Genomic DNA, 18,498 nt, shown 5'->3' on the forward strand with positions numbered 1-18,498 from the left:
ATGAGTTGTGAATTTGAAGAGGGTAAGAGTTTAACGCCTGACCGGGGTTTGTCGCAAAGATTGCGTCGATGGCTGCGATAGGTGGACGCAGGGCGCGGCAAACCGCGCCCTGATGGGGATTATTCCGGTACCACCCAGTTCACCAGATGGTGACCGATGCCCGACGGCACCAGCACCTTGTGCAGCCACGGCAGCACGTTTTTCATCTGCTGTTCCAGCTTCCACGGCGGGTTGATGACGATCATGCCGGAGGCGGTCATACCGCGCTGATCGCTGTCGGGTTTCACCGCCAGCTCGATCTGCAGGATGCGGCGAATGCCGGTGGCTTCCAGATCGCGCAGCATGCGTTTGATCTGCTGGCGCATCACCACCGGGTACCACAGCGCATAGGTGCCGGTGGCGAAACGCTTGTAGCCTTCCTGAATGCCTTTGACCACGTCCTGGTAATCGGTCTTCATTTCATACGGCGGGTCCATCAGGATCAGGCCGCGGCGCGACAGGGGCGGCAGCTGGGATTTCAGCTGCTGATAGCCGTCGGCGCGCTGCACTTTGGCGCGCTCGTCTTTCTGGAACTCGCTGCGCAGCAGCGGGTAGTCGCTCGGGTGCAGCTCGGTCAGGTGAATTTTGTCCTGCGGGCGCAGCAGCTGGCGGGCGATCAGCGGCGAACCGGGATAGTAGCGCAGCGTGCCGGAACGGTTGAAGTTGTGCACCACGCTCATGTAGGCCGCCAGCTCTTCCGGCAGATCGTCGCGTTGCCACAGCAAGCCGATGCCTTCCAGGTATTCGCCGGTGCGCTCGGCGTGTTCGCCGCTGAGCTGATAACGGCCCGCGCCCGAGTGGGTATCCAGGTACAGGAACGGCTTCTCTTTTTCCTTCAGCGACTCGATGATCAGGCTCTGAACGGTGTGTTTGAGCACGTCGGCGTGGTTGCCGGCGTGGAAACTGTGGCGATAACTTAACATGACGGGTGGCGGTTCCTTGTGCTCCGCAGACGGAGCATTCAATGCAATAAGGCTTATAATCTGCACAGTATAAACTGTCTGGCCGGGAAAAACCGGACTCCGTTGCCGCAGACGTTAACAGAAAGGGACAGGACGATGAGCAAACAGGCGATTTTGGCGAATTACCCCGACGCGGCGCGCTGGGCGTTCGGCGACGGCCCGGCGTTAGCCGACGAACTGCTGGGATTGGTGCTGAGCGGGGATAAAACCGCCACCTGCAGTTCCTATGCGAGCTATCGTCGGGAACAAACCCCGCGGATCGGCGATTACAGCATCGTTCTCGATGGCCGCGGCGAACCGGCCTGCGTGATCAGAACCCTGGCGCTGCGCCTGGTGCGCTACGACCAAGTGACCGCCGAGATGGCGGCCAAAGAGGGCGAAGGCGACAAAAGCCTGGCGTTTTGGCGCGAGGGGCATCAGGCATTCTTTACCCGCGAGGGGAGCTTTGCGCCGGACATGTGGCTGGTGTTCGAAGAATTCGAACGGGTTGAAACGCTGTGAATCACAAGGAGAAAGGATGAGCTGCATTTTTTGCGACATCGTGGCGGGCAAGGCGCCGTGCCATAAAATCTGGGAAGACGACGACCATCTGGCGTTCCTGTCCATCTTTCCCAACACCGACGGCTTCAGCGTGGTGATCCCCAAGGCGCACCACCCGAGCTACGCCTTTGACCTGCCGGACGAGGTGCTGAGCGCGTTGATGCTGGCGACCAAGCGGGTGGCAAAGCAGCTGGATCGCGCGTTCGACGACGTCGGCCGCTGCGGCATGGTGTTCGAGGGCTACGGCGTTGACCATGTGCACGCCAAACTGATCCCGCTGCACGGCACCGCGTCGCTGGAACAGTGGCGGCCGATCGAATCGACCTCGCCGAAGTTTTTCGCGCGTTACGAAGGCTATATCTCCTCCCACGACGCGGCGCGCGCCGACGACGAACAGCTGGCGGCGCTGGCCGCCCGCATTCGCCAATGCGCCGTTTAAGGCACGAACGATCAACGCCGGGCATTGATTTTCCTGTTGCCTGGCTCCATGTTAGAGATTCATACGCATTTTAAGGCTCGCCCCCGTGGCGGGCCCCAACGCTAATCAGGACTGCCCTATGACAAATCCGTTGCTGACCCCGTTTTCCCTGCCGCCGTTCTCGGCGATCCGCCCTGAAGATATCGTGCCTGCGGTGCAATCCGCGCTGGCGGACTGCCGCGCCGCGGTAGAGCGCGTGGTCGCGCAGCCGGGGCCGTTCACCTGGGACAATCTGTGTCAGCCGTTGGCGGAGTCGGACGATCGCCTGTCGCGCATCTGGTCGCCGATCGGGCACCTGAACTCGGTGAAAAACAGCCCGGAGCTGCGTGCCGCCTATGAGCAGGCGCTGCCCTTGCTGTCCGAGTACGGCACCTGGGTTGGCCAGCACGAAGGGCTGTACCAGGCCTACCGCAGCCTCAAAGAGGGCGCGGCGTTCGAGACGCTGAGCGTGCCGCAGCGCAAGGCGGTGGACAACGCGCTGCGCGACTTCGAGCTGTCGGGCATCGGCCTGTCGGCGGACAAACAGCAGCGCTACGGCGAGATCGTCGCACGCCTGTCCGAGCTGGGCTCCACCTACAGCAACAACGTGCTCGACGCCACCATGGGCTGGAGCAAACTGATTACCGACGAAGCCGAGCTGAGCGGCCTGCCGGAGAGCGCCCTGGCGCAGGCCCAGGCGATGGCGCAGGCCAAAGAGCAGGACGGCTGGCTGCTGACGCTGGACATGCCGAGCTACCTGCCGGTGCTGACCTACGCCGACAACCGCGCGCTGCGTGAAGAGATGTACCGCGCCTTCGCCACCCGCGCCTCCGATCAGGGGCCGAACGCCGGCAAATGGGACAACAGCGAAGTGATGGCGGAAACGCTGGCGCTGCGCCATGAGCTGGCTCAGCTGCTGGGCTTTGACACCTACGCCGACAAGTCGCTGGCGACCAAGATGGCGGAAAGCCCGGAGCAGGTGATCGGCTTCCTGAGCGATCTGGCCAAGCGCGCCCGCCCGCAGGCCGAGCAGGAGCTGGCACAGCTGCGCGCCTTCGCCAAACAGCACTATGGCGTGGACGAGCTCGACGCCTGGGACATCACCTACTACGGCGAAAAACAGAAGCAGCACCTGTTCTCCATCAGCGACGAGCAGCTGCGCCCGTACTTCCCGGAACAGCGTGTGGTGGAAGGGCTGTTCGAAGTGGTGAAACGCATCTACGGCATCACCGCCAAAGAGCGTAAAGACGTGGAGACCTGGCATCCGGACGTGCGCTTCTTCGATCTGTTCGACGCCGACGGCGAGCTGCGCGGCAGTTTCTACCTCGATCTGTACGCCCGCGAAAACAAACGCGGCGGCGCCTGGATGGACGACTGCGTCGGCAGCCTGCGCAAGGCTGACGGCACGCTGCAAAAACCGGTCGCTTACCTGACCTGCAACTTCAACCGTCCGCTGGGCGACCAGCCGGCGCTGTTCACCCATAACGAAGTGACCACGCTGTTCCACGAGTTCGGCCACGGTCTGCACCATATGCTGACGCAGATCGATACCGCCGGCGTCTCAGGCATCAACGGGGTGCCGTGGGATGCGGTCGAACTGCCGAGCCAGTTTATGGAAAACTGGTGCTGGGAGCCGGAAGCGCTGGCGTTTATCTCGGGCCATTACCAGAGCGGCGAGCCGCTGCCGAAGGCCATGCTCGACAAGCTGCTGGCGGCCAAGAATTACCAGGCGGCGCTGTTCATCCTGCGCCAGCTCGAGTTCGGCCTGTTCGATTTCCGCATGCATTTCGAATACAGCCCGGAAAAAGGCGCGCAGATCCTGCCGACGCTGGCGGAAGTGAAGAAAATGGTGGCGGTGGTGCCTTCGCCGAGCTGGGGCCGCTTCCCGCACGCCTTCAGCCACATCTTCGCCGGCGGCTACGCGGCGGGTTACTACAGCTACCTGTGGGCGGAAGTACTGTCGGCCGACGCCTACTCGCGCTTCGAAGAAGAGGGGATTTTCAACGCCGAGACCGGCAAATCCTTCCTCGACAACATCCTGTCGCGCGGCGGGTCGGAAGAGCCGATGACGCTGTTCAAACGCTTCCGTGGCCGCGAGCCGCAGCTGGATGCTATGCTGCGCCATTACGGCATTAAAGGATAACCCGACACGTGAGCGTGTGTTTATTGTGTGAAGCAGGCGCCGATCCCGGCGCCTTGTCTGTTTTGGCGCAGCGCTGGCAGCTGGTGTCCGATGACGATGCGCCGATGGCGCTGGTACTGACGCCGGAACGGCTGGAGCTGCGTAAGCGCGACGAGCCGAAGCTCGGCGGGATCTATGTCGACTTCGTCACCGGCACCATGGCGCACCGGCGCCGTTTCGGCGGCGGCCGCGGCGAGGTGGTGGCCAAGGCGGTCGGCATCAAGGGCAGCTACCTGCCGGACGTGGTGGACGCTACTGCCGGGCTGGGGCGCGACGCCTTCGTGCTGGCGGCGCTGGGCTGCCGGGTGCGGATGCTGGAGCGCAATCCGGTGGTGGCGGCGTTGCTGGACGACGGACTGCAGCGCGGCTATCAGGATGCGGAAATCGGCCCGTGGCTGCGCGAGCGCCTGACGCTGTTGCACGCCTCCAGCCTGACGGCGCTGGCGGATCTCAGCCCGCGCCCCGAGGTGGTGTATCTCGATCCGATGTTCCCGCACAAGCAAAAAAGCGCGCTGGTGAAGAAAGAGATGCGGGTGTTTCAATCGCTGGTGGGCAGCGACGATGACGCCGACGGCCTGCTGGAGCCGGCGCGCCGCCTGGCGACCAAGCGCGTGGTGGTGAAACGCCCGGACTACGCGCCGCCGCTGGCCGACGTGCCGGCGCACGCCGCCACGCTGACCAAAAGCCACCGTTTCGATATCTACATGCCGCTGTAATGTCAGCCGGGCCCGCCGTGTCGGGCCCTCAGTTTTCCTCCCGCAAACTTTTCCCCACGCCGCCGCCCGGATGCACCGCCAGCAGGGTCTCCTTGTCGTAACCGCTGCGCGCCATCAGGCAGGCGCAGGCGGCGTCGAAGATCGCCAGCACCAGCACAATTGAGGTGGTGGCCAGCATGTTCAGCGGATCTATCTCCTTTTGCACCCCGGTGGCGATCGTTAGCTGCGCCGCCTGCGCGATGGCGGAGTGCGGGTTTTCCGTCACCGCGATCAGCGTCACCCCCTTGGCCTGCAGCGTCGGCAGCAGGCGGGTCAGCTCGTCGGAATTGCCGCCGCGCGAGATCAGGATCAGCAGATCGTCGGCGCGCAGAAAACCCAGATCGCCGTGCGCCGCGCCGGTGGCGTCGAGGTAGACCGCCGGCCGTTCCACGCAGGCCAGCATGTGGGCTATCTTGCGCGCCGCAATCCCCGAGGTGCCGACGCCGGTGACGGCGATTTTACCGCGGCAGTCGGTCAGCAGCGCCAGCAGCCGTTGCCAGGTGCGCGCGTCGAGGCGCTCGCCCAGCTGCGCCAGCTCCTGGCTGTAGGTTTGCCAACCCTGCACGGCCTGCCGCCATTCCTGCTGCATCACGCCTCCTCCTGCATCAGCTGGCGGTATTTCATGTGGTCGTTGTACAGCTCATGGAACACCCGGTATTTGCGGTCGTAGTAGCTTTTTATCTGGTTGGTCTGCGGCGTCACCGTCTTGCCGATGCGGCTCATGGCGCTCATCGCCTCCGGCAAGGTGTCGAACACGCCCGCCGCCACGGTGCCCAACATCGCACCGCCGAGCAGCATCGCTTCGCTTTCCTCCGGCAGCAGCATGGCGCAGCCGGTGGCGTTGGCGTGCTCCTGCACGAAGATCGGGTTCTTGGTGCCGCCGCCGCTGGCCATGATGGTGTCGATGCTGTAGCCGCTGTGGTTCATGGTTTCGATGATGTGGCGGGTGCCGAGCGCGATGGCCTGAATGGTGGCCAGGTAGTGCAGCGCCATATCCTCCGGCGTGCGCGACAGCTTCAGCCCGGTCAGGATGCCGGTCAGCGTCGGGTTGGCGCGCGGCGAGCGGTTGCCGTGGAAGTACGGCAGCATGTGAATGTCCTGCGTCAGGAAGGCGATATTCTCCGGCTCGCCGGCCATGCGGCGCAGAATGGCGTTCAGCACCTCATAGATGGTCTGCCCCTGGGTTTTCGCCTGCGCCAGCAGCTCCGGGTAGCACGGGTGCGACTGGATGACGTGGTCGATCAGCGCGCCGGTGGCAGACTGGCCGCCCTCGTTCAGCCAGTATTCCGGCAGGATCGCCGAGTAATACGGCCCCCAGACGCCGCCGATAAAGCGCGCGGTGCGCGACATCGCCATATGACCGGTGGAGGTGCCGCCGATCAGCGCGACGCGGCGGTTGAAGTCGGCCACCTCGCCGGAGACGCCGGTGGCGCCCAGCGTGCCGAGGGTGCCGGCGTGGGCGTCGATGATCGATACGCTCACCGCCGTGCCGGCGATCAGCCCCATCTCGCTGGCGGCGCGCTGAGTCAGGCCGTGGCCCAGCGGCTCGCCCATCATTTTAACGTCGCAGCCGATCTTGGCCGCGTCGTGTTCCAGCACGTCTTCCAGCCCGATCTGCTGGAAGTAGCTCTTGTCCCAACGCTGCTCGTGGCCGAGATAGGTCCACTTGCACACCGTCGAGCACAGCGAACGGGTGGCGTCCTGGGTGGCGCGCCAGGTGAGGAAGTCCGGCAGATCGAACAGGTAGCCGGCGTTGGCCCAGGTGGTGGGCATGTGCTGTTTCAGCCACAGCAGTTTCGGCGTCTGCATCTCCGGCGAGATAATGCCGCCGACGAAGTCCAGCACCCGGTGTTTGGTGGCGTTGATGCGCTCGGCCTGGGCGATCGCCCGGTGATCCATCCACACGATGATGTTCTGTTCGGTGCGGCCGGAGGGGCTGACGGTCAGCGGCTTGCCCTCTTTATCCAGCACCACCAGCGAACAGGTGGCGTCGAAGCCCAACCCCTTGACCTGGATCGGGTTGATGTCGGCCTGGTTGACCGCGTCGCGCACCGCATTGCACACCGCCTGCCAGATGTTATCCGACGACTGCTCGACGAAATCCGCCTTCGGCCGGTACAGATCGATGGCCCGGCTGGCCTGGCCGACCATGCGGCCGTTGAGATCGAATACGCCTGCGCGCGCGCTTCCGGTGCCCACATCTACGCCAATAAAATAGCTTGCCATTATTTTCTCCTCAGGCTTTTCGATTCTGTAACGCGATAAACAGGATCAGCACGCCGCCCCACAGGGCCATGGTCAGGTAGCTGCTGACCCCCAGCAGATTGAGGCCGCTTTCCAACATTTGCAGCACGATCAGCGCCAGCACCAGCCCCAGAATACGGCCGAAACCGCCGTCCGGGTTAATGCCGCCCAGCACCGAGGCCAGAATGGTCACCAGCAGATAAGATTCGCCGTAGCCGGCCTTGGCCGAGTTGAACTTGGCCATCATCAGCAGGGCGGCGCCCCAGCCGAGCAGCGCCGACAGGATATACACCGCGATCTGCACCCGCGCGGTGTTCACGCCGCTGAAGCGGGTGGCCTGCTCGTTGGAGCCGATCAGGTACAGGCTGCGGCCCAGCGTGGTGTGCTCCAGCAGCAGCCACAGCCCGACCGCTACCAGCAGGAACAGGATCAGCGCCACCGGCACGCCGAGTACGGCGCCATTGCCAAGAAATTGAATCGCCGCCGGGAAGCCGGAGATCACCGCGCCGTTGGACAGCAGGATATTCAGGCCGGTGATCAGGGTCATGGTGCCGAGCGAGGCGAGGATGGGCGAGACGCCGATCCAGGCCACCAGTACTCCGTTCAGTGCGCCGATCGCCACCGCCACCAGCAGGCCGGCCAGCAGCGCCAGCACCAGGAACAGCGGCTGGTCGGGATGGCTGACGATGATCGCCGCCATCACCAGCGAACAGGCGTTGGCGCCGGCGATGATCGACAGATTGATGCCGCCGGTCAGCATGGTGATGCCCATGCCGAGCGCCAGCAGGCCGAGGATCGGCAGCTGCGAGGCGATCGACTGGAAGTTGCCAAGGCTGAAGAAGCGCGATCCGAGCAGACCGGCGAACAGCAGCGCCACCGCGATGATGATCGCGCCCTGCAGACGAATGATCCGATCGCTTGGGATCAACCGAGTTAACTGCGTCATGTCAGATCTCCTTGAGCAGCTTGCGTTTTTCGTTCCAGGCGGTGGTGCTGATGCTGATCAAAATGATCGCGCCGCTGAACACCTGGTGCCAATAGGCCGAGACGCTGAGCAGCGTCAGCCCGTTTTGCAGGAAGGCCAGCAGCACCACGCCGAGCAGGGTGCCGGTCAACGATCCGCGGCCACCGCTCATGCTGGTGCCGCCCAGCACCACCGCCGCCAATACCGTCAGCTCGAAGCCGAGCAGCGAGTTGGGCGCCACCGACTGGGTGATCTGCGCCTGCACTACCGCCGCGACGCCGGCCAGAATGCCCATATAGCCGTAGACGCAGAAGTGCAGCCGCAGCAGGTTCAACCCCAGGCGCGACGCCGCGTCGCGGTTGCCGCCCATGGCGTAGATCTGGCGCCCCAGCCGGGTGCGGTTCATCAGCACGCCGGTGACGACGATGGTCGCCAGCAGGCACAGCAGCGGCAGCGTCAGGCCGTAGTCGTAACCGTCGGCGCCCTGGAACGAGAACCAGTTGATGCCGTTCATGAACCAGTCCGGGAAGCCGTACAGCCAGGTGCCGTTGGTGGCGTACACCAGCAGGCCGTAGAACAGGTTAAGGGTAGCGATGGTGATGATGATCGCCGGCACCTTCAGCCAGTACACCAGGAAACCGTTCACCAGCCCGAGCAGCAGGCCGACGCCGATCGCCAGGGCGAACGCCAGCGGGAAGCTGCCGCCGTGCTGGATCACCCAACTGGCCATCACATACTGGGCGATGGCGGTGACCGCCGGGAACGAAATGTCGATGCCGCCGGCGATCAGCACCACGAACAGCCCGCAGGCCAGAATGCCGAGAATGGCGTAGCTGGTGGCGACGTCGGTCAGGTTGCCGAGCGTCAGAAACTCATCGGTGCCGGCGCTTAGGCCGATCGCCAGCAGCAGCACCAACAGGCCGAGATAAAACTCGTGCCGCCCGGCCAGGCGGGCCAATAATGACTTATCCATTCACCACCTCGGCGATCTGTTGTTCGGTACTCTGGTGCGGCGCGAATTCGGCGATCAGTTCGCCCTTGCGCATCACCATCACCCGATGGCTGTTGTAATAGGCTTCCGGGATCTCGTCGCAGATCATCAGCACCGCCATGCCCAGCTGCGCCAGATCGCGAGCGATCTGGTAGATCCCCTCTTTGTTGGCAATGTCCACGCCGACGGTAGGCGAGTCGAGGATCAGGATCTTCGGCTGGGTCGCCACCCATTTGGCGATGGCGATACGTTGGGCGTTGCCGCCGGACAGGGTTTTCACCGGCAATGCGCTGTCGGACACCTTGATGTTCAAATCACGGATCAGCCGGTTGACCAGCTCGGTCGCCTTGGCGTGATCCAGCAGCCCGAGCGAGGTATGCAGCCGATCGAAGACGGTGACGATGGTGTTGTCGTAGATCGATTGCTCCATGATCAACCCCTGCGTCAGGCGATCTTCCGACACATAGCCGATGCCGTGGCGCACCGCTTCGCGGTTGTTGTGCAGCTGCACCGTGCGGCCCTCGATGCGGATCTCGCCGCTGTCCGGCCGCGTCATGCCGAACAGGCTGAGGCACAGTTCGGTGCGGCCGGCGCCGAGCAGGCCGACGATCGAGACGATCTCGCCGCCGCGCAGCGCCAGATTGACGTTGCGGTATTTTTCGCCGCGGCTGAGGTTGCGCACCTCGAGCAGCGGCGCTTGTTCAGCCGGCGGCAGCGGGGGCAGCGGGCTGTAATGGAAGCGTTGGCCGGTCATCAGGAACGCCAGTTCATGGCTGTCCAGTTCGCTGGCCGGCCAGGTGCCCACCAGCTTGCCGTCGCGCATTACGCTGATGCGATCGGCGACTTCCATCACTTCGTCCAATCTGTGGCTGACGAACACCACGCAGATGCCGGCCGCCTTCAGTTCGTTAACCACCCGCAGCAGGCCGTCGACTTCCTGGCGGGTCAGCGAGGCGGTCGGTTCGTCCATGATAACCAACCGCGCTTCGGCGGCGATGGCGCGGCAAATCGCCACCAGCTGCCGATCGGCGATCGACAATTTTTCCACCTTTTTCTCGGGATCGATGTGTACGCCGACCCGTGCCATGGCGTCCAGCGCCGTCTGGCGCATCACCCGCTTGCGCACCCAGAAGTGGCCGCCGGGCAGGTAACGGTGGATAGCGATGTTTTCCGCCACCGTCAGGTTAGGGAACAGCGACAGGTCCTGGTAGATCACCTGTATGCCGTAATAACCGGACAGCTGCGGCGTCAGGGCGTGGAAGAGTTTGCCTTCCAGCGAAATGTTGGCGCCTTTTTCCGGCTGATAGACGCCGGAGATGATTTTAATAATGGTGCTTTTGCCGCAGCCGTTTTGCCCGGCCAGGCAGTGCACTTCGCCTTTATTCAGCGTCAGGTTGATCTGGTCTAATGCCAGCACGCCTGGGAATCGCTTGCTGATATTCTCCAGGGTGATAAATGCGGGGGAGGCTGTCATAACGTTAACCTGTGCTTGCGTAGCGGCCGAAGCCCTGGGCGCAGCAACGCTGCGCCCCTACGAGGGTTTAACTTCTTTCCCGGTGTGGCGAAATTACGCGAAAAATCAGAATCCGAGCGATTTGGCGTTGTCTTTGGTCACTTCCAAAATCTTATTAAACCGAATCACTTTGTGTTCCATATCGACGTCGGCCTTACCGAGGCCCTCAATCGACAGGTCCTTATTCACTTCCTTGCCCTGCAACAGCTGGTCGGCCACCGTCACCAGCGCATAACCGGCGTCTTTCGGATCCCACAGCAGCGCTTTCTTGATGTCGCCGCGCATCAGGTAAGGGGCGGCCTGCGCCGGCATGGCGATGCCCACCACTGCGATTTTGTCCTTGGCGCGTTTCTTGGCCACCGCCTGGCCGGCGCCGATCGGGCCGAGCGAACCGAAGCCGATGATGCCCTTCATCTGCGGATAGGTTTTCATCAGATCCAGCGTGGTGGCGTAGGATTTGTCGATGCTTTCCGCCACCGGTAAGCGCGAGGTGACTTCAAACATGTCCGGGTATTTTTCTTTCTGGTATTTGATGGCGAAGTCGGCCCAGGCGTTGTGCAGCGGCACGGTCAGCGAACCGACGTAGATCGCATAGCCGCCTTTGCCGCCCATGTCTTTCGCCAGCTCATCGACGTTGGCCTGCGCGTATTTCTCGCTGTCGATGGTCTCGATGTCCCACTGGCCGATCTGCTGGTCCGGGGATTCATGGGTCAGCACCACGATGCCTTTGTCGCGCGCTTTTTTCAGCACCGGTTCCAGCACCTTGGCGTCGTTCGGCACCACGATGATGGCGTTGACGTTCTTGGCGATCAGATCCTCAATCACCTTGACCTGCGCGGCCGGATCCGGCGTAGAAGGGCCGGTCTGGTAGGCGTTGACGTCGAGTTTTTTCGCCGCTTCGTTGACGCCCACTTCCATGCGGTTGAACCACGGGATGCCGGTCACTTTGGCGACTACGGCAATCTCATACTTATCAGCGGCGAACACAGGTGTTGTCGATAACATGCACGCAGAAACCACACATGCATTTAATAATGCGAGGTTAAATTTCATTAGCTGTACCTTTTTTTATCTGTAGGGGTGGCGGTTTTTCCACCGCTGCAGATTACAAAGGAATGGAAGAGGGGGCGTAGCTGAAGTTAATGAAATGTGATCTGCGCACATTTAAGTAAAATATTGGCGTATTTAGTGTTAAATAAATGTTTAATTATCTGGTGGTGGTAAATTTACTACCAATTAAATGGCATTAATTAACTATTTATTAACTTTTATTTAACTAGATTGCATCATTCTGATGGCGTGAAGGCATAAAAAAATGCCGGCGCAGAGGCCGGCATTGAAGCATTTAATCGATGTGTGAACAAGATCACCTTTACGACGGATTACAGCACGCCTTGGGCCAGCATCGCCTCCGCGACCTTGACGAAACCGGCGATATTCGCGCCGTGTACATAGTGGGTTTGCTTGCCCTCACCGCCGTATTCCACGCAGGCATGGTGAATATCCGCCATGATATGTTGTAAACGTACATCCACTTTTTCCGCCCGCCAGCCGATGCGCGCGGCGTTTTGCGCCATCTCCAGCCCCGAGGTGGCCACGCCGCCGGCGTTGGCCGCCTTGCCGGGCGCGAACAGCACCCCGGCGTCGAGGAAGGCGTCGGTGGCCTGGATGGTGGTCGGCATGTTGGCGCCTTCCGCCACCGCTTTCACCCCGTTGCGGATCAGCGTCTGCGCCGCCTCGAGATCCAGTTCGTTCTGGGTGGCGCACGGCAGGGCGATATCCACCGGCACGTTCCATGGCTGCTGGCCCGCCAGGTAGGTCAGACCGCGTTCGCGGGCGTAGTCCGCCACCCGGCCGTAACGCTGGTTTTTGATCTCCGCCAGGTGCGCCAGCTTCTCGGTAGTGAAGCCGTCTTCGTCCACCAGGGTGCCACCGGAATCCGACACGGTGATCACGCGCGCATCCAGCTCCAGCGCTTTCTCGATGGTGTACTGCGCCACGTTGCCGGAGCCGGATACCGCCACCCGCATGCCCTCAAAGCCCAGGCCGTGGCGCTGCAGCATGGCGTCGGTAAAGTACACCAGGCCGTAGCCGGTCGCCTCGGGGCGGATCAGGCTGCCGCCGAAGGAGAGCCCTTTGCCGGTAAATACGCAGGCGGTGTTGTTGGACAGTTTCTTCATCATGCCGGCCATAAAGCCGACTTCACGGCCGCCGACGCCGATGTCGCCGGCCGGCACGTCGGTGTCCGGCCCCAGATGGCGGTACAGCTCGGTCATCAGCGCCTGGCAGAAGCGCATGATCTCGCCCTGGCTTTTGCCCTTCGGATCGAAATCGGAGCCGCCTTTGCCGCCGCCCATCGGCAGGGTAGTCAGCGCATTCTTGAAGGTCTGCTCAAAGCCGAGGAACTTCAGGATCGACAGGTTTACCGATGGGTGGAAGCGCATGCCGCCCTTGTAGGTGCCGATGGCTGAGTTGAACTGCACGCGGAAGGCGCGATTGACCTGCACCTGGCCGCGATCGTCCACCCAGCTGACGCGGAACTGAATGATGCGCTCGGGCTCTACCAGGCGTTCCAGCAGCGCCTGTTCGCGATAGCGCGGGTTGCGCTCGATAAACGGCCACAGCGAGGTGAACACTTCGCGCACCGCCTGCAGATATTCCGGCTGGTGGGGGTTATGGCGTTGTAACGAGGACAGGAAAGACTCTACCGATACGGCATATTCCATGGATAACTCCTTTTCGCATTAAGTTTCCCCCGCTATTTCTTATAGATTTGGGTGTGGGTGATGCCCGGGGGAGGATGTTGTGTCTTTAGCGACTATATCATCGGAGGGCGGTTGATTATCAAGCGATTAATCGGCGTGGCGGCATGAAAAACGCCCGCAGGGCGCGGGCGTTGGGTAGTTAAGTTAGCAAGCGCTTACTTTATTCGTCTTCTTCGTCGCGCAGCGGCACGATCAGCATATCGATGTGCACGGTATTGATCAGCTGGCGAGCGGAAGACATCAGCTTGCTCCAGAAGTCCTGATGGTGGCCGCACAGTACCAGGTCCATGTCGTATTTCTTGATGGCATCGACCAATACCTGCGCCAGATCGCCGCTGCCGCTCAGGGTCTCGGTGATCGGGTAGCCGGCGTTCTGCGACAGCTCGGTCAGCGCCTGATGGGTTTCCTCAGAGATGCGTTTTTGCATGTCGCCGAGATTGACGTCGATCAGGCCAGTATAGAGGTCGGAATAGTTGACATCGACGTGGATCAGAGAAACTTTAGCGTTGTACGGCCGCGCCATCGAGACGGCTTTTTCTACCAGGATCTTGCTTTCCGGGGATAGGTCCACCGCGATCAGTATGTGTTTGTAAGCCATAAGAATACTCCTTCCATAAACATGCCGATTAAAAAGGGTTAGCAGGCGTTCCGTTTACCCGCCTGGCGCTTTTGGTTCCATAGTATCATTCGGATAACGCAATGATATGTTGGGGCGATCACACTGCGCCGCATCGAAAATCTCTCCGCCCGATACCTTTCGTTGTACACCCGCGCGGCGTAAAAGCCTATGGGTTATGCGGGCTTTAACGGTCTGACCGCTTGAATTATAAGCGTTATTAAACAAAGTATAGCGCTAAATGTGCAATCAGCGCTCCAGATGCGGCTGCAGCAGGCTTTCAAACCACTCATGAAACACCGCCAGGCGGCGCGATCGCTGGCGGCGATGGGGGTAGATCAGGGCGATCGGCATGGAGGCGGCGCGGTAACCGGGCAGGACTTCCACCAGTTCACCGGCGTCGAGCAGGTGTTGCACGTCGTAGCGCGGGATTTGCATCAGCCCCAGCCCGGCGCGGCAGCAGGCGATATAGCTTTCGGCGTTGTTGACCACCACCCGGCTGGGCAGTTCGAGGCGTTGCGTATGGCCGTCGTCGGTCAGGTATTCCCAGGGGGATTCGCGGCCGGTTTTGGGCGAGGCGTAACCGATGCTCCAGTGCCCCTCAGCGAGGTCGGCGGGCTGGCGCGGATGGCCGAATTCGCTCAGGTAGGCGGGGCTGGCGCAGTTGATCAGCGCGATATGGCCGAGCGGGCGCATCACCAGGCTGCTGTCGTGCAGATCGCCGACGCGCACCGCGCAGTCGACCCCTTCCTGCACCAGATCGATGGCGCGATCGGCGGAGCCGAGCACCAGCTGCAGATGAGGGTGGCGCCGCAACAGGCTAGGCAGCGCCGGGGCGATCAACCGACGAGCGATGCGGCTCGGCACGTCGACGCTGAGCCGCCCGGAGGCCTGCCGCTGGCTGGCCTGAAACGACTGATCGATGTCTTCCACCTCGGCCAGCAGCGGGCGCAGCCGCTCGAGCAGCTGTTCGCCGTCGGCGGTCAGCCGCACTTGCCGCGTGGTGCGGTGCAGCAGGCGCACGCCCAGCTGCGTTTCCAGTTGTTGCACGGCGGCGGACACCGAGGCGCGCGGCACCTCCAGCGCGTGGGCCGCCCGGATAAAGCTGCCCATTTCCGCCACCTGCACGAATACGCGGTATTGATTAAATCTGTCCATCTCGTGACCTGCTGTTCCGTGGCGCCGTTTCTGACAGAGAGTGTAGCCGTATGACGCGGTTGCGCGCGAGCAGGTGCGGGGGCATCTCCGCCCCCCGTCGAACTTATTTGGTGGTGTAGCCGCCGTTGATCAGGATGGTTTGGCCGGTTACCCACCAGCCGTCGCTGACCAGATGGCGGATGAACGGCACCACGTCTTCGATATCGGTCAGGCCGGTTTTGCTGAACGGCGACAGCGCCGCCGCCGTCTTGTGGTAGGCCACGGCGTCCGCACCCTCAGCCGGGTAGAAGAACGGGGTGTCCATCGGGCCGGGGCCGACCGCCGTCACGGAGATGCCACGCTCGCCGAACTCCTTGGCGGCGGCGCGGGTGAAGTGCTCCACCGGCGCTTTGGTGCCGGCGTAAGCGGCGTAAAATGGCGTGAAGGCGCCGAGCAGCGAGGTGACCAGCGTGCAGATTTTGCCGTTGTCGTTAAGGTGCTTGCCCGCCTCTTTCAGGAAGAAGAACGCGGTTTTGGCGTTGACCGCAGTCATCTCGTCGTACTCGGCTTCGCTGATGTCGACCATCGGCTTTTTCAGCACCTTGCCGACGGTATTGATGGCGATATCCGGCTTGCCGACGGCGGCGACCGCATCGGCGAACAGCTTCTCGACCGCGCCCGCGGTGGTCAGATCGGCCTGCAGCGCGACGCCTTGCGCACCGGCGGCCTGAATGGCGGCGACGGTTTTCTCCGCTTCGGCTTTGGAGGCGGCGCTGTTGTAGTGGATCACCACCGCTTTGGCGCCTTGCTCAGCCAAATCGCGCGCGATCAGCCCGCCGAGGTTCTTGGCGCCGCCGGCGATGAGGACGGTTTTTCCCTTGATTGAATGGTTTGCCATAACAGTTTCCTTGGATGAACGTAACGGAAACCTGAGTCTAGCCAGCGTGGGAAGAAAGATCAGCGGCGCGGCGCGGGATAGACTATCCAGAAAAACCGCCTAATCGAAAACGGGCGGTTATCGCTTATAACGTCCCGGCAGGTGACTTTTCGGCACAGGGCGGTAAATTTTATCCACTGCTCAGGCCAGTTTGCGTTTCATTAACCTACAATGATGGATATGGGCCTCATCATTTCCCCTCTGAGTGGAACCACGCCGTGCAAATCTCTCTGTGCGGTGCGGTAACGTCTCCGGAGGCGGTGGGTTATGGGCATGGTCCGTGCAGGCAAAAAAGGGGATGAGAGCGGTAAGCTCCAGCAGAGTATCGGGTAATGAGGTAGGGCGGTTGGACCCGGCGGAAGGCCGCGGATAACAACGCCTTGAGGGGGTAATCATGATCAGTACCGTCGCGCTGTTTTGGGCCTTATGTGTGGTGTGTGTGGTAAACATGGTGCGGTATTACTCTTCTCTGCGCGCGTTGCTGGTGGTATTGCGCGGCTGTGACCCGTTGCTGTACCAGTACGTCGACGGCGGCGGTTTTTTCACCGCCCACGGGCAACCCAGCAAGCAGCTGAGGCTGGTGCGCTATATCTTCGCGCAGCGCTATGTCGAGCATCACGATCCGGAGTTTATCCGCCGCTGCGAGCGGGTGCGCGGGCAGTTTATGCTGACCTCGGCCCTGTGCGGCCTGGTGGTCATCAGCCTGATAGCGCTGATGATCTGGTATTAATGCCTTCCTGTTTCCCTTGATGCAGGCAAAAAAAAGGCGGCCCTGGGGCCGCCTTCCTCATGATGCTTATCGCTTAGATCAGCTTCAACGCAACCCAATACAGCGTACCGGAAAGCAGGATCGAGATTGGCAGGGTCAGTACCCAGGCCAACAGGATGTTCTTCACGGTTTTGCTCTGCACGCCGCCGCCGTCCACGATCATCGTCCCGGCAACCGCCGAAGAGAGGACGTGGGTGGTGGAGACCGGCATGCCGGTATAACTCGCCACGCCGATAGACAGCGCCGCGGTCATCTGGGCCGATACGCCCTGGGCGTAGGTCATGCCTTTCTTGCCGATCTTCTCGCCGATGGTGGTGGCCACGCGTTTCCAGCCCACCATGGTGCCGAGCGACAGCGCCAGCGCGACGGCGACGATGATCCACATCGGCGCGTACTCGACGGTCTGCAGCAGATCCTGACGCAGGTTCTTCAGGAAACGCTGGTCGGCGGATGAGGTTTCCGGCAGCTTGGCGACTTTATCCGCCGTGTCGGTCACGCACATCAGCAGGCGGCGCAGGTGGCTGCGCTGGTCAACCGTCAGCTGATCGTAGCTTTGCAGGTTGGTCAGCATGCCCTGAGCCAGCTCGATCGCCGGCATGGCGCGCGAACTGTCGCAGTGGAACTCGGCAGGCTTGCCAGGCGCGGCTTCGTCATCCGGGCTTGGCACCAGCGGCGTCAGCGACACCGCATGCGACAGCGCGTCGCCGTGCTGCTGGTAATATTGCTGCAGGTGGGTCACGGCATCACGCGTACGGGTGATGTCATAACCGGTTGCATTCATATTGACCACGAAGCCGGCCGGCGCAACGCCGATCAGCACCAGCATGATAAGGCCGATACCTTTCTGGCCGTCGTTGGCGCCGTGCGAGAAGCTGACGCCAATCGCCGACAGGATCAGCGCGATACGGGTCCAGAACGGCGGCTTGCGTTTGCCGTCGACCTTTTCACGTTCCGCAGGGGTCATGTGGATACGCTGGCGTTTCTTGGTGCCACTCCAATAGCGGCGCAAGGCGAACACCATCACTCCCGCCACCATCATGCCGACCAGCGGCGAGAACAGCAGAGAAAGGAAAATGCCAATCATTTTCGGGACGTTAAGCGCATCCACGACCGAGGTGTGGGTCATCAGGGCGTTGGTTAAACCGACACCGATGATTGCGCCTATCAGCGTATGGGAACTGGAGGCCGGCAGACCGAAATACCAGGTGCCGAGGTTCCAGATGATTGCCGCCAGCAGCATGGAGAAGACCATGGCTAATCCGTGTGCTGAACTGACGTTCAACAACAGATCGGTAGGCAGCAAGTGGACGATGGCGTAAGCAACACTCAAACCGCCGAGCATTACGCCAAGAAAGTTGAACAAACCTGCCATCACGACCGCAAGTTGCGAGCGCATGGCGCGGGTATAAATAACTGTAGCGACCGCATTGGCCGTATCATGAAAACCGTTGATGGCTTCATAAAACAACACGAACAACAATGCGAGAATTAACATCAGGCCGGTATGGAAATCCAGGCCAGCGAACAAATGCAGCATAAGCGTTACGCCAGTTTGTGGACATGAACGCCGCGCATTATCAGTGACAACCGGTGCCGGGGAAAAGGAAAATATGACGTTTTTTTGATT

Annotated in this window: 17 protein-coding genes; 5 read left to right on the forward strand and 12 right to left on the reverse strand. The window is 61.7% G+C overall.

The window, feature by feature from the left end; genetic code table 11:
• Positions 1-119: 119 nt before the first annotated feature.
• A complete protein-coding gene (locus ACJ8J4_RS22085) occupies positions 120-962 on the reverse strand; it encodes a 23S rRNA (adenine(2030)-N(6))-methyltransferase RlmJ (RefSeq protein WP_004931012.1) in 843 nt (280 codons plus the stop codon).
• A gap of 135 nt (positions 963-1,097) precedes the next feature.
• On the opposite strand from ACJ8J4_RS22085, the gene ACJ8J4_RS22090 reads away from it, so the two are divergent.
• From ACJ8J4_RS22090 to rsmJ, 4 genes are all read left to right on the forward strand, one after another.
• The gene (locus ACJ8J4_RS22090) at positions 1,098-1,502 is read left to right on the forward strand and encodes an ASCH domain-containing protein (RefSeq protein WP_025304616.1); all 405 of its coding nucleotides are present in this window, start codon (positions 1,098-1,100) and stop codon (positions 1,500-1,502) included.
• A gap of 16 nt (positions 1,503-1,518) precedes the next feature.
• The gene (locus tag ACJ8J4_RS22095; protein ID WP_025304615.1) at positions 1,519-1,980 is read left to right on the forward strand and encodes an HIT family protein; all 462 of its coding nucleotides are present in this window, start codon (positions 1,519-1,521) and stop codon (positions 1,978-1,980) included.
• A gap of 118 nt (positions 1,981-2,098) precedes the next feature.
• The gene (gene prlC, locus ACJ8J4_RS22100; protein ID WP_025304614.1) at positions 2,099-4,141 is read left to right on the forward strand and encodes an oligopeptidase A; all 2,043 of its coding nucleotides are present in this window, start codon (positions 2,099-2,101) and stop codon (positions 4,139-4,141) included.
• Between the two features lie 8 nt (positions 4,142-4,149).
• Positions 4,150-4,896, forward strand: a complete 747-nt coding sequence (gene rsmJ / locus ACJ8J4_RS22105) for a 16S rRNA (guanine(1516)-N(2))-methyltransferase RsmJ (RefSeq protein WP_442516107.1) — start codon at positions 4,150-4,152, stop codon at positions 4,894-4,896.
• Between the two features lie 28 nt (positions 4,897-4,924).
• On the opposite strand, the gene ACJ8J4_RS22110 is transcribed toward rsmJ, so the two are convergent.
• The 10 genes from ACJ8J4_RS22110 to ACJ8J4_RS22155 form a co-directional block, all read right to left on the reverse strand.
• On the reverse strand, positions 4,925-5,524 hold the full coding sequence (locus ACJ8J4_RS22110) for a KpsF/GutQ family sugar-phosphate isomerase (RefSeq protein WP_049294970.1): 600 nt from the start codon (positions 5,522-5,524) through the stop codon (positions 4,925-4,927).
• On the reverse strand, positions 5,524-7,161 hold the full coding sequence (locus ACJ8J4_RS22115; protein WP_442516108.1) for an FGGY-family carbohydrate kinase: 1,638 nt from the start codon (positions 7,159-7,161) through the stop codon (positions 5,524-5,526). Before ACJ8J4_RS22115 ends, ACJ8J4_RS22110 begins: the two co-directional genes overlap by 1 nt.
• A gap of 10 nt (positions 7,162-7,171) precedes the next feature.
• Positions 7,172-8,125 carry an ABC transporter permease gene (locus ACJ8J4_RS22120; RefSeq protein ID WP_025304610.1) on the reverse strand — a complete coding sequence of 318 codons (954 nt, stop codon included), beginning with the start codon at positions 8,123-8,125 and terminating at the stop codon, positions 7,172-7,174.
• 1 nt (position 8,126) lies between these two features.
• Positions 8,127-9,116, reverse strand: a complete 990-nt coding sequence (locus ACJ8J4_RS22125) for an ABC transporter permease (RefSeq protein WP_015379367.1) — start codon at positions 9,114-9,116, stop codon at positions 8,127-8,129.
• The gene (locus tag ACJ8J4_RS22130) at positions 9,109-10,608 is read right to left on the reverse strand and encodes a sugar ABC transporter ATP-binding protein (protein ID WP_043139072.1); all 1,500 of its coding nucleotides are present in this window, start codon (positions 10,606-10,608) and stop codon (positions 9,109-9,111) included. Before ACJ8J4_RS22130 ends, ACJ8J4_RS22125 begins: the two co-directional genes overlap by 8 nt.
• Positions 10,609-10,713: 105 nt before the next feature.
• Entirely contained in the window at positions 10,714-11,700 is a 987-nt protein-coding gene (locus ACJ8J4_RS22135) for an autoinducer 2 ABC transporter substrate-binding protein (protein ID WP_025304608.1), read from the reverse strand.
• Between the two features lie 329 nt (positions 11,701-12,029).
• Complete coding sequence (gene gdhA / locus ACJ8J4_RS22140) at positions 12,030-13,373, reverse strand: NADP-specific glutamate dehydrogenase (RefSeq protein ID WP_043139067.1); 1,344 nt, start codon at positions 13,371-13,373, stop codon at positions 12,030-12,032.
• Between the two features lie 199 nt (positions 13,374-13,572).
• Positions 13,573-14,010, reverse strand: a complete 438-nt coding sequence (gene uspA / locus ACJ8J4_RS22145; protein WP_004930988.1) for a universal stress protein UspA — start codon at positions 14,008-14,010, stop codon at positions 13,573-13,575.
• A gap of 267 nt (positions 14,011-14,277) precedes the next feature.
• Entirely contained in the window at positions 14,278-15,186 is a 909-nt protein-coding gene (locus ACJ8J4_RS22150; protein ID WP_025304607.1) for a LysR family transcriptional regulator, read from the reverse strand.
• A 103-nt stretch (positions 15,187-15,289) separates the two neighbouring features.
• On the reverse strand, positions 15,290-16,063 hold the full coding sequence (locus tag ACJ8J4_RS22155) for an SDR family oxidoreductase (protein ID WP_025304606.1): 774 nt from the start codon (positions 16,061-16,063) through the stop codon (positions 15,290-15,292).
• 433 nt (positions 16,064-16,496) lie between these two features.
• Here ACJ8J4_RS22155 and uspB point away from each other — a divergent pair, with 433 nt between their 5' ends.
• Complete coding sequence (gene uspB / locus ACJ8J4_RS22160; protein ID WP_016930435.1) at positions 16,497-16,832, forward strand: universal stress protein UspB; 336 nt, start codon at positions 16,497-16,499, stop codon at positions 16,830-16,832.
• Positions 16,833-16,905: 73 nt separating this feature from the next.
• On the opposite strand, the gene pitA is transcribed toward uspB, so the two are convergent.
• On the reverse strand, positions 16,906-18,408 hold the full coding sequence (gene pitA / locus ACJ8J4_RS22165) for an inorganic phosphate transporter PitA (protein ID WP_043139063.1): 1,503 nt from the start codon (positions 18,406-18,408) through the stop codon (positions 16,906-16,908).
• Positions 18,409-18,498 lie beyond the last annotated feature (90 nt).

It is taken from the genome of Serratia sp. CY47280 (assembly GCF_052168655.1).
GTDB lineage: Bacteria > Pseudomonadota > Gammaproteobacteria > Enterobacterales > Enterobacteriaceae > Serratia > Serratia bockelmannii.